Source organism: Komagataeibacter diospyri (assembly GCF_043995075.1).
GTDB lineage: Bacteria > Pseudomonadota > Alphaproteobacteria > Acetobacterales > Acetobacteraceae > Komagataeibacter > Komagataeibacter diospyri.
This window is the reverse complement of the sequence record NZ_CP171836.1, coordinates 2,675,694-2,687,397: the sequence shown is the minus strand read 5'-3', so window position 1 is coordinate 2,687,397 and position 11,704 is coordinate 2,675,694. Positions and strand designations below refer to the sequence as shown.

10 protein-coding genes and 1 riboswitch are annotated in these 11,704 nt (G+C 65.6%); of the genes, 6 read left to right on the top strand and 4 right to left on the bottom strand.

All coding sequences use genetic code 11. The features are described from left to right. Positions 1-41 precede the first annotated feature (41 nt). The 3 genes from ACE2AA_RS12585 to ACE2AA_RS12575 form a co-directional block, all read right to left on the bottom strand. Positions 42-470, bottom strand: coding sequence for a hypothetical protein (locus ACE2AA_RS12585; RefSeq protein WP_141261748.1), 429 nt, complete (start codon positions 468-470; stop codon positions 42-44). A 197-nt stretch (positions 471-667) separates the two neighbouring features. After that, on the bottom strand, positions 668-1,759 hold the full coding sequence (locus ACE2AA_RS12580; RefSeq protein ID WP_141261747.1) for a branched-chain amino acid aminotransferase: 1,092 nt from the start codon (positions 1,757-1,759) through the stop codon (positions 668-670). Between the two features lie 141 nt (positions 1,760-1,900). After that, positions 1,901-2,764, bottom strand: a complete 864-nt coding sequence (locus ACE2AA_RS12575; RefSeq protein WP_141301818.1) for a nitroreductase family protein — start codon at positions 2,762-2,764, stop codon at positions 1,901-1,903. A 331-nt stretch (positions 2,765-3,095) separates the two neighbouring features. Here ACE2AA_RS12575 and ACE2AA_RS12570 point away from each other — a divergent pair, with 331 nt between their 5' ends. Continuing rightward, positions 3,096-4,076 carry an MDR family oxidoreductase gene (locus ACE2AA_RS12570; protein ID WP_141261745.1) on the top strand — a complete coding sequence of 327 codons (981 nt, stop codon included), beginning with the start codon at positions 3,096-3,098 and terminating at the stop codon, positions 4,074-4,076. Positions 4,077-4,251: 175 nt separating this feature from the next. Here ACE2AA_RS12570 and ACE2AA_RS12565 read toward each other — a convergent pair whose 3' ends face one another. Further along, a complete protein-coding gene (locus tag ACE2AA_RS12565; protein WP_025439714.1) occupies positions 4,252-4,476 on the bottom strand; it encodes a CbtB domain-containing protein in 225 nt (74 codons plus the stop codon). Between the two features lie 91 nt (positions 4,477-4,567). Between ACE2AA_RS12565 and ACE2AA_RS12560 the strand changes: the two genes are divergently transcribed. From ACE2AA_RS12560 to cobG, 5 genes are all read left to right on the top strand, one after another. Continuing rightward, on the top strand, positions 4,568-5,176 hold the full coding sequence (locus ACE2AA_RS12560) for a histidine phosphatase family protein (protein WP_395369997.1): 609 nt from the start codon (positions 4,568-4,570) through the stop codon (positions 5,174-5,176). Between the two features lie 53 nt (positions 5,177-5,229). Continuing rightward, a riboswitch (cobalamin riboswitch) is annotated at positions 5,230-5,474 on the top strand. 156 nt (positions 5,475-5,630) lie between these two features. Next, a complete protein-coding gene (locus tag ACE2AA_RS12555) occupies positions 5,631-6,029 on the top strand; it encodes a DUF1636 domain-containing protein (protein WP_141301814.1) in 399 nt (132 codons plus the stop codon). A gap of 5 nt (positions 6,030-6,034) precedes the next feature. Then, entirely contained in the window at positions 6,035-7,087 is a 1,053-nt protein-coding gene (cobW, locus tag ACE2AA_RS12550; RefSeq protein WP_141261742.1) for a cobalamin biosynthesis protein CobW, read from the top strand. A gap of 31 nt (positions 7,088-7,118) precedes the next feature. Continuing rightward, positions 7,119-10,490, top strand: coding sequence for a cobaltochelatase subunit CobN (gene cobN / locus ACE2AA_RS12545; RefSeq protein WP_395369996.1), 3,372 nt, complete (start codon positions 7,119-7,121; stop codon positions 10,488-10,490). Continuing rightward, positions 10,487-11,704, top strand: a complete 1,218-nt coding sequence (gene cobG / locus ACE2AA_RS12540; RefSeq protein ID WP_395369994.1) for a precorrin-3B synthase — start codon at positions 10,487-10,489, stop codon at positions 11,702-11,704. Before cobN ends, cobG begins: the two co-directional genes overlap by 4 nt.

Sequence of the window (11,704 nt, the reverse complement as noted above, 5' to 3'; positions counted from 1 at the left end):
ACTTTTATCTTCTTGTAAACAGGTTATTTTTAAACAAGCCATTACCGGGAAATGGTAACGCAATCCGCATCGGATGCAGGCGTTTCGGCCACCCTGATTTCCGCCACGACACTGCCTGCCGCACGACGGATCATGAGGAACGGGCCCGACCAGGAACCGGCGATATGCCACTCCCCCTCGATCTCGCTGCCATCCGCGTTCAGCGTACCCCTGTACAGCACGGCATGCTGGCGCACGCCGTCCTCATACATTTTCGTAAAACGTACCTGCGTACTGGTCCGCTCTCCCCGCACCATGGCAATGAAACATTGCCCGGCATTCGCACCCGACGTGGCACGTTCCGTCACCGTGCCACCCACATGGCTGCCGGCCTCGAACAGCGATGCAGAGAAAAACTCCGGTGTCAGCGTGTGGGGATAACTGAACTGCCCATCCCACTGCCCTGTTACATCCAGCACTTTCCCAGTCATCGGACCTGTTCTTTTCCTAAAAAATACCAAAAGTTTTCGGGTGCCGCCTTTTTTTACAAGGCAGCGTTCTTTTTTGAAGCTTGTCCATCTGGATACAGACGGGGCGGAACATGCCGCAACCGCATGAGCCGTCCCCTGTATATGATAACCATCAGTCATGGCCGGGCGTGCAGGACACCCCGGCCATGACCGGAAAATCAGATAATCTTTTCCACCCAGCCATGGGTATCGGGCGCCGTGCCGCGCTGGATGCCAATCAGGGCATTACGCAGCTTTTCGGTCACGGGGCCAATGCCCTTGCCATCACCGATCACCACTTCGCCCTTGTGGCTGCGGAAACGCCCGATGGGGGACACCACCGCCGCCGTGCCACAGGCGAACACTTCCTTCAGGCGACCGGACGCGGCATCGGCATAAAGCTGGTCGATGGCATAGGGTTCCTCACGCACGGCCAGACCCATTTCACGCGCCAGCGTCAGCAGCGAATCGCGCGTGATGCCACGCAGGATCGTGCCGGTCAGCGGCGGGGTGCCGACGGAACCGTCATCGAACACGAAAAACACGTTCATGCCGCCCATTTCCTCAATCCAGCGACGCTCCACCGCATCAAGGAACAGGACCTGCGCACAGCCATGGCCCTTGGCTTCCTGCTGCGCCAGAAGGCTTGCTGCGTAGTTGCCGCCGCACTTGGCTTCCCCCGTGCCGCCGGGGGCGGCGCGACAGAAATCGGACACCCACACGCTGACCGCTTCCGCACCGAAATAGGCGCCCACGGGCGAGGCGATGACCATGAACATGTATTCCGACGCGGGTTTCACACCAAGGAATGTCTCGCTCGCGATCATATAGGGACGGATATACAGGCTTTCATCGGGATTGCCGGGCACCCATGCGTGATCCACGCGCACCAGCTGGCGCACCGCCTCGACAAACACTTCGTCAGGCAGATCCGCCATTGCCAGACGTTCGGCCGACTTGCGGAAGCGCGCTGCATTGGCATAGGGGCGGAACAGGGTAATGCCGCCTTCGGCCGTGCGGTAGGCCTTCATCCCCTCGAAAATTTCCTGCGCATAGTGCAGCACGGCCGCCGCCGGGTTCAGCGAAATCGGTGCATAGGGCTGTACGCGGGCATCATGCCACCCCCTGCCTTCCACATAACGGATAACGACCATGTTGTCGGTAAAGACACGCCCGAAACCGGGATTGGCCAGAATTTCCGCCCGCCGCTGCGGCGAAACCGGTGAGGTGCTGGGGGAAAGCGTAAAGGGAAGGGAAGTGGCGCAGTCCATAGCCGTTGTTTCTCTCTCATCATGGCGCTGGCGCGATACACAGGGCGCGCCCCTGCCCGCCAACAGACGCGGGCAACGTAGCAGAAGTTCACCAGAACATTGTGCCGGTCAACCCCGACGCATGCGCATGACCCCTGCTTTTCATGCCTCGCCCAGCATGAAACCAAGGGCCCGCAGTGCCTGTGGCAGATGTTCGCGACCGTGCAGCGCCTTCACATCACCCAACCGCGCCATAACACTTTCGCTCCATCCCCGCGCGGGTTGCCCCTGTGCCGCGCGCGCGGCGGCAAGACGTTCATCATACGCGGCAATGGTGGCGCGGTCACTGGCGGCATCAGGATCATACCGCTCGGAATGCAGGACGGCATGCTGCGGCAGGCGGGTGCGGATGGCAGTTGGCTTCTTGCGGTCGGGGTAGCCAACACTCATGCCGAATACCGCAAACGTGCGCGCTGGCAGGCCCAGTTCCGCGGCGATGGCTTCGGGCTGGTTGCGCACCGCCCCCACATACACGATTCCCAGACCGTAGGATTCGAACGTGGCCGCTGCATTCTGCGCGGCGAAAGCAGTATCCATCACCGCGCCCAGGAAGGTATCCAGACAGTCCACCCCCGGTAATGTGCGGCCCTCCGCCTGGCCCACATGCTCCAGCCGCGACAGGTCGGCAATCCACGCCAGGAACAGTGGCGCCTGTGCGATGAAATCCTGGTCCCCCGCGATCTTCGCCAGCCGGGCACGGCGGCCAGCGTCACGCACGGCGATCACGCTCCATGCCTGCAGGTTGCATGATGTCGAGGCCGACTGCGCCGCCGCCACCGCCGCTTCCACTACGCCATCGGGAAGTATCGCGGGGCTGAAGGCGCGAACGGAACGATGGGTCATGAGGCTGCGCGCCACCGGGCTTTCCGGCAGGGGGCTGGGCGGCGGCCGGGTGCCATACCGCGCCTGCCACAGCGCATTCATGGAAGACAGGGCGGGAAAGGAAGAAACTGTGACGTCGGACATCGGCATGCCTCCTGCCTGTGCAATAATGGCTGAAAAAGCAGCACACCACACCGTCCCCCCGGCGGGAAGCGTGGGAAGGTCACACCAGACCTGCACTTTTTCATGTCAGCGCACATGCCGCGGCCAGATGACATGCGCGACATGAGTCCCGGCTGATCGCCATTGTAAAATCATTTTGTATAATCAACGGTTTTTCTGAACACGCTGCTTCACGATCATGCGAAATCACGTAGTTGCACATAGGAAGATAGACCTAAATCGGGCATGAAAACTGCATTGAACGCGGTTCAGCGTTCCATTTTTTCCTTCATCATCACGGAAGACTGCCAGCATGTTCGACGCCCTCATGATCAGCCGCGCGGATGGCGTGGTCACGACCCGGCTGGAGCAGGTCGATCCCACGCGCCTGCCCGAAGGCGACGTAACGGTGGAAATCGACCATTCCAGCCTGAACTACAAGGACGCGCTGGCCATGACCCGTGGCGCGCCGGTGGTGCGGCAGTTTCCCATGATCCCGGGCATCGACCTGGCGGGACGCGTGCTGCATTCCGATGATCCGGTCCACCGCCCGGGCGACCGGGTGCTGGCCACTGGCTGGGGACTGGGGGAACGGCACTGGGGCGGGCTTGCCCGCATGGCGCGCCTGCCGGGGCGGTGGCTGCTGCCACAGCCTGCCGGGCTGACCGCACGGCAGGCCATGGGAATCGGCACGGCGGGCTTTACCGCCATGCTGTGTGTCATGGCCCTGGAGGACGGCGGCCTGACCCCTGCCAGTGGCCCCGTTATCGTCAATGGCGCAGGCGGCGGCGTGGGGGGCATGGCCATCATGCTGCTGGCGCAGCTGGGGTATCAGGTGGCGGCGGTAACCGGGCGGCCACAGCTCCATGCCTACCTGACCGGGCTGGGTGCAGCGGAGGTGCTGCCACGCGATACACTCAGCCCCACGGGCAAGGCACTGGAAACCGCACGCTGGGCGGGGGGAATCGACGTGGTGGGGGGTGAGACACTGGCCGCCATGTGCGCTTCCATCCAGCACGGTGGCACGGTGGCGGCCTGCGGACTGGCGGGCGGACTGACGCTGCCGCTGACAGTGGCGCCTTTCATCCTGCGCGGCATACGCCTGCAGGGAATCGATAGCGTGATGTGCCCGCGCCCACGCCGCATGACCGCATGGACGCGCCTTGCGCGCGATATCGATCCCGTGCGCCTGGAAAACATGCTGCATGACGCCCCCCTGGCTGATGCCATCGGCATCGCGCCGCGCATCCTTGCCGGTCACATCCGGGGACGGACTGTCATCAACATGGGCTGATCAGCATACCTGGCGGGAAAAATGGAATTTGCGGGCGCAGCGTTTTTTACAAAGGCAGCATTTCCTGATCCGGTTTCAGGAAACAGCCCCTCGAACACACCCAATAAAAAACGGCATACCCGCCGGGGCATGCCGTCCTTCATTCACCGTCGCGCCGTATCGGCACGCAGGCCGTTCAGTGACAGGGGAAACCCAGCAGATGGCGGCCATCATGTACGAATTCATGCACGTAATGTCCGGAAATAAGGGAAGTCGCACCCTGCTCGGCGCCCACGAAATAGATCAGCAGCGACGCCAGAACCAGCCCGAACACACCCCACGGCAGCAGGTCGCGAACCGGGATGGAAACCTGCGGCGCAGCGATCGCGGCGCTGGACAGAACGGATGTATCTTGGCTCATACTGGTAACTCCATGGATCTCGTGCGACCCGGAGCAGCATGCAGGGGACGCACCATGTCAGGCCGCCCTTCCCATAACCGGATCTGGGTCCATGTTTTCAAAATTGACGTGGAAGGTCAATCATTCCCTTGCATATCCCACCCCTTCCCCACACGCAGGGCCGCATGGCATGAACCAGACCCTGACCTGTATTGCACTGCCTGCCCCCGACTGCGTGCGCCATGGCATTTTTCCACTGCATGACGAGACATGCCCGCTACCCGCCGACCTTGCGCGACATGTCGAGGACGCCGAACAGATCCTGCTGCCCCCCACCATGCCAGCCCCAGACACACGCAACACCTTGTCCGAACCAGCCCTGCGCGCCCCGGATATGGGCGCATGGCAGGGACAGTCACTAAAAGACCTGCCTGCCGCCGCTCTTGCGCGCTGGGTTGCCGATACCGGTTTCGCCCCGCCGGGTGGGGAAAGCCGGGCTGCACACCTGCAGCGCGTGACGCGGTGGCTTGAAGCCCTGCCATCTGCGCCCGCACGCATGGCAGTGCTGGCCGATGCCACGGTTGTACGGGCCATCGTGGTGGCCGCCCTTGGCGGCACAGCGGCAATGCTGGTCCGTCTGGATATCGCCCCCCTGACCCGGACGCACCTGACGCGCCATACGGCATGGCGCGTGGCCGTCAGTGGCGCACCACTGCCATGACCGCATGACATGCGCGACGGCCCCGGTTTTTTTGACAGCGCCGGGACCGATCGTCTAAATCCGCCAGTGATGGTCCCCCTGTTGGGGGAGAATAGGGAAGACGGTGCGCCATACCGGCAATTCCGTCGCTGCCCCCGCAACTGTAGGTGGCTGTTTCCCGGCCTGGTCCGCCCATTGCGGGCCAGCATGCGCCACTGGTTCCCGTGATCGGGACCGGGAAGGCCGCCGGGATCGAGGACGCTGACCCCAGCACCCTCCGCCACAAGCCAGGAGACCTGCCATCATGTCCGTCCGCAGGCGGACAAACAGGACCGAGATTCAATCGCATGGCCGGCGGGGTGCCCGGCACGCGACAGGCCACCGCCCTGCCCGTACGCAGGTCGCAGGGCCATGACCGTGCACCCCGCCCACCGCTGCCCGTGCGCAGCAACGCCGCGAAAGGGCACGGACCATCATGAGCATTCCCGCATCACCCGATCCCATGGAGGCTGGCCCCGTTCACCTGCATGTCTGCGTGACGTGCCGCCGTGGCCTGCCCGCGTCCGACAACCCGCCGGGGCGCCAGTTGCATGACGCCATGCATGTACTGGCATCAGGCAACCCGCAGGTCGTCGTGCATGAAGTCAGTTGCCTCGCCGCCTGTAACGATGGCTGCACTGCCGTGGTGGCCATGCCGGGCAAATGGGGCTGGCTGCTGGCCAACCTTGGCCCGGAAAAGGCCGCTGACCTCATGACCTATGTCGCCGCTTACGGCGCTTCACGCAGCGGTACCGTCATGCCGTCCCGCCGCCCTGCCAGCCTGTCGGACATGGTACGCGGCCGTTTTCCTGCCACCCTTTTTCCTGGAGCCTGATCGCCATGACCCCATCCAACACGGCCCGCGCCAAGGTGCCCGTTACCGTCATCACCGGTTTTCTGGGGGCAGGCAAGACCACACTGCTGCGCCATGTCCTGGCCAATGCGAAAGGCCGGCGCATCGCCATAGTGGTCAACGAATTCGGCACGCTGGGCATTGATGGCGACACGCTGCGCGCGTGTGGCGTGGAAGGATGCCGGGACGAGGACATTGTGGAACTGACCAATGGCTGCCTGTGCTGCACGGTGGCCGACGACTTCCTGCCCACCATGGAAGCCCTGCTGGACCGTGAAGCAGCCCCCGACCATATCGTGATCGAGACATCAGGACTGGCGCTGCCCAAGCCGCTGCTCAAGGCGTTTGGCTGGCCCACCATCCGCACCCGCATGACGGTCGATGGTGTGGTCACGGTCGTGGACGGCCCCGCCGTGGCTGCCGGCCGCTTTGCCGATGACCCGGCGGAAGTCGCCCGCCAGCAGGCGGCCGACCCGTCGCTGGACCACGACAATCCACTGGCGGAAGTGTACGAAGACCAGTTGCTGTCCGCCGACCTTGTGATGCTGAACAAGACCGACCTCATGACCCCGGCACAGGCCGATGCGGTGGAAGCCTCCATCCGCGCCGAGATCCCGCGCGTGGTGAAAGTGGTGCGTGCAACCGATGGACAGGTGGACCCTGCCATCCTGCTGGGCCTTGACGCTGCGGCGGAAGACGACCTTGACGCCCGCCCGTCACACCACGATGCCGAAGGCGGCGAGCACGAGCATGATGATTTTGAAAGCTTCGTCGCCTCCATTCCCGAACAGGACAGCGTAGAAGGCTTCATTGCCCGCCTGAAAACGCTGGCCGAACAGCATGACATCCTGCGCATGAAGGGCTACGCCACCGTGCGCGGCAAGGCGATGCGCCTTGCGGTGCAGGGCGTTGGCAGCCGTTTCCGCCACCAGTTCGACCGCGCCCTGTCCCCTGACGCGCCGCGCACGGGCAGCCTTGTGGTCATTGGACAGAAGGGCATGGATCAGTCCGCCATTACCGCTGCCCTGGCGCAGGGCTAGACGGCAGGCCAGCGGAAAACGGGGCGCCACCATGCACCTGCTTGCACGTGAAGTCCGCACGCTGGAGGACGGCGAACAGGCTGAAGACCTGGGGCACGCCCCGGCGGATATCGTGTTCCTGTCCTTTTCGGACAGTGACCTTCTGTGCCTGAACGCAGCCCACGCGGCGCAGGATGCGCCGAGTGCAACCCTGCGCATGGCCACGCTGTCGCGCCTGCTGCACCCCATGTCGATCGACCTGTACGTGGCCGACACGATCATGGAATCGCGCTGCGTGGTGGTCCGGCTGCTCGGCGGCGTGGAATACTGGCGCTACGGGGCGGAAGAACTGTCCCGTGCCTGCCGGCAGGCCGGAATTCCGCTGGCCTTCGTGGCGGGTGACGGGCGCGATGACCCCCGCCTTGCCAATCTTTCCACCGTGCCGGAAGCCATGCGCGCCCGCCTTGATGCGCTGCTGCGCACCGGGGGGATGGCCAATATGGAAGCCGCCCTGCGGCTTATGGCGCATCTGGCCGGACGTGGACCGGATGATGGTGCCGCCCCCGTCCCCCTGCCACCGGCCGAATTACTGCACGCAGCCGACCCGGCCCTGCCGCTGCGGGCCATGGTGGTGTTCTACCGCGCGCACCTGCTGGCGGGGGATATCGCGCCCATCACGCAGCTTGCAGCCCGCCTTGCACGCCGCGGCATGGGGGCGGACCTTGTTTATGTCACGTCGCTCAAGAACCCCGATTCCGCCCGCCTCGTAGCCGCGCGGCTGGCGCAGGCCCCACCGGATGTCATCATAAACGCCACCTTCTTTTCCGCCCGCACGGGAGAAGACGGCAGTTCCCCGCTGGACCTTGCGGGCGTGCCGGTGCTGCAGGTGCACCAGCCGGGCATTCCCCATACCGTATGGCGCGACAGCGTACGCGGACTGTCGCAGGCCGACCTGGCGATGCAGGTGGTGCTGCCCGAACTGGATGGCCGCATTCCCGCCTGCCCCATTTCCTTCAAGGAAGAAACTGCTCCCGGCCTGCCAGCGCGGCATGAACCCTATCCCGATGGCATAGATCTGACCTGCGCGCGCGCGGTGGGCTGGGCGCGGCTGGGACATGAACCGCCCGCCACGCGACGGGTCGGGATCATCCTGTCCGACTACCCCGGCGCGCAGGGTGCGCCCACGGGGCAGGCGGCGCATGCCGTGGGGCTGGACAGTTTCGCAAGCCTTGAACATATCCTGCGCCTGCTGCGCAATGCCGGTTACGATACGGGCGATAGCGCCCTGCCCACGGCGGATACACTGGCCCGCATGCTGGCGCGTGCCCCGGCACGGCCCTTCGTTTCCGTCGCCACCTATCGCCAGTGGCTGACAGCGCTGCCTGCAGCACTTCAGGACGCGCTGGCCGCCTGCTGGGGCACGCCAGAGGATGATCCCACCGTAATGGATGGCCGGTTCCACCTGCGCCATGTCCACGTGGGGCATATCCTCATGGCGTTGCAGCCCGATCGCGGGGCCACGACCGACCGGCACGGGGGGTACCACGATCCCGATACGCCCCCCCGGCATGCCTATGTCGCGTTCTATCTGTGGCTGCGCCATGAATGCGGGCTGGACGCCATGGTGCATCTGGGCACGCATGGCACGCTGGAATGGCTGCCCGGCAAGGCGGCGGCCCCTTCGGCCATGTGCTGGCCATCGGTGCTGGTGGGGGGAATGCCGGTCATCTATCCCTTCATCGTCAACAACCCTGGCGAAGCTGCGGCATCCCGGCGCAGGCTGGGGGCGGTTACGATCGGTCACATGACCCCCCCCATTGTGCCCGTTGGAACAGCGGGGGCCGATACGGGCGACCTTGAACGCCTGATTGACGAATATGCCGCAGCGGACGGACTGGACCGCAGGCGGGGCGCAATCCTGCGCGGGGAAATCCTGCAACGCGCGGACAGTCTCGGGCTGCTGAACGAGTCCGGCGTAACCCGCACGGATGACGAGGACGAAGCCCTCGCGCGGCTCGATGCCTATCTATGTGATGTCAAGGACCTGCAGATCCGCGACGGGCTGCACGTATTCGGCAGCACGCCGCCGCGCGCGCCAGAACTGGTGCAGGCCATTGCACGCTCATGCGGCGGAGTGGGAACAGACGCCATCACCACCCGGCTGCTGGCCTGTGGTGCGGCGGAAAGCAGGGCACTGCTGGCGGCCCTTGACGGGCGGTCTGTCGCGGCGGGACCTGCGGGCGCGCCCACGCGTGGCCGGGCCGACGTGCTGCCCACGGGGCGCAACCTGTACGCCATGGACCCGCGCGCCATTCCCACCCGATCCGCCATGGTGCTGGCGCAGCGTACGGCGACGCTGCTGCTGGAAGGGCACCTGCAGGATCAGGGCGAACCGCTGCGCAGCCTTGTCATCGACCTGTGGGGATCGGCCAGCCTGCGCACGGGGGGCGAGGACCTGGCCCTTGCGCTGCTGCTGATGGGGGTACGCCCGATATGGGATGGCGCATCGGGACGGGTGACAGGGATCGAGATCATCCCGATGGCCGAACTTGATCGCCCGCGCGTGGATGTGACGCTGCGCCTGTCAGGGCTGTTCCGTGATGCCTTTCCGGGACAGATCGCCCTGTTTGAACAGGCGGTGCAGGCTGTTGCCGCACGCGGCTTCGAATCCCCCGACCTCAACCCGCTGGCAGCACAGGCAATGGGACTGGAGGGAACTGCGTTACAGACCGCGACCGCGCGCATGTTTGGCGCGGCACCGGGCAGTTACGGCACGGGAGTGGAAGACCCGCTGGCGCGTGGTGCGTGGACGACGCGGGACGATCTGGGTCAGGCATGGCTGGATGGGTCGGCGTGGACCTATGGCGGCGAGCGGGAGGGACAGCGCCAGCCCGACGCACTGGCCGCCCGCATGGCGGGGGCCGCAGTCGTGCTGCATGTGCAGGACAATGCCGAAACCGACATTCTGGAAAGTGCCGACATGGCCACCCATGAAGGCGGCATGGCAGCAGCGGCCGGCATGCTGGGCAATGCGCCACGCCTGCTGCATGGCGATACCTCCCGCCCCGATGTGCCGCGCCTGCGCGCGACCGCACAGGAAGTGGCCCGCGTCACACGCGGGCGGCTGGCCAACCCGGCATGGCTGGCAGGCATGCGCCGCCACGGCTACCGGGGCGCTGCCGAAATTGCACGCGGGGTGGAGGCGCTGCATGGTTTTGCCGCAACCGTACCCGCACGCTTTGACCGGCAGTTCGACCTGACCTTCCGCGCTCTGCTGGACGATGCGGAAATGGACGCTTTCCTGCGCCACGCCAACCCCGATGCCCATGCTGCCATCCGCCGCCTGCTGGCCGATGCCCTGCGCCGGGAACTGTGGCAACCGCGCAGCAACTCCGCGGCCATGCTGCTGGATCCACAGTCGTGACCACGGCACCAAGCGTACGCGGCTGGTGCCCTGGCCTGCATACCCCGATGGAAGCCGCCGATGGCTGGCTGGTCCGCGTGCGGCCCCCGCTTGGCCGCCTGTCCGGGATGCAGGCCCGACAGGTCGCACATGCGGCCACAACTCATGGCAATGGGCTGATTGAACTGACCGGCCGGGGCAACCTGCAACTGCGCGGCCTGACACCCGACAGCGCACGCGCCTTTGCCCGTGACATGCATACGGCAGGACTGGGCAGCAATGATGCCGCGACCGAAGCCCGGCGCGGCCTGCTGCTGTCGCCACTGGCGGGAATCGACCCTGATGCCGCACCCGATGCACCGGATGTGATCCGCGCGCTGGATGCCGCCCTTGCTGGTGCCGATACGCTGCGCGGCCTGCCCGCCAAATTCGTGATCGCGGTGGAATGCGGTGGGCATATCCCGGCGGGCACGCTGCGGGCGGATATCGTTGCCCGCGCCACGGATGCCGGATGGATGGTGGTCTGTGGCGATCGCGCACTGGCCTGCACCGGGGCAGATGTTCCGCGCACTGTCGTGGCTGTGGCGCACGCGCTGGCGGCGACGCAACCCGCCACGCGTCCCCTGCGCGATCCTGCCCTGGGCCGGACCGCCTTTGCACGAATCGGAATGGGGGATGCCACAACAGCCCCCTCCGACCATCCGCACCGCCCCGCGCTGGCTGGTCCCCTGCCCGGTCATGCCATGGGTGTCGTGCTGCCGCCCGGCCCCATTACGGCGGCCATGCTGGAAGACATTGCGCGATGGTGCGACGGACATGGCAACGGCCATATGCGCATCGCCCCATGGCATGCGATCGTGCTGGAACAGTGTGACGCACGGCCCTCCCTGCCCGGCCTGATTGCGCAGGCTTCGGACCCGCGCCTGCGCATATGGGCGTGCATCGGCACGCGGGGCTGCGCCTGTGCCGCGCGCGACGTCATTGCCGATGCAGACGCGCTGGCTCCCGACCTGCCGTCAGGCGTCAGCCTGCATGTATCAGGATGCGCCAAGGGATGCGCCCATCCGGCCCCTGCCGACATCACGCTGGTGGCGGGGCCGGACGGCTACGGGCTGTGCCCGCATGGCCGGGCGGACAATACGCCTGTGGACATCGGGCTTTCACTGGCACAGATACATCCGATCGTGCGGGGCTGGTCCCCGGCACCAACCGACGCCACCCCACGGGAGAACTGA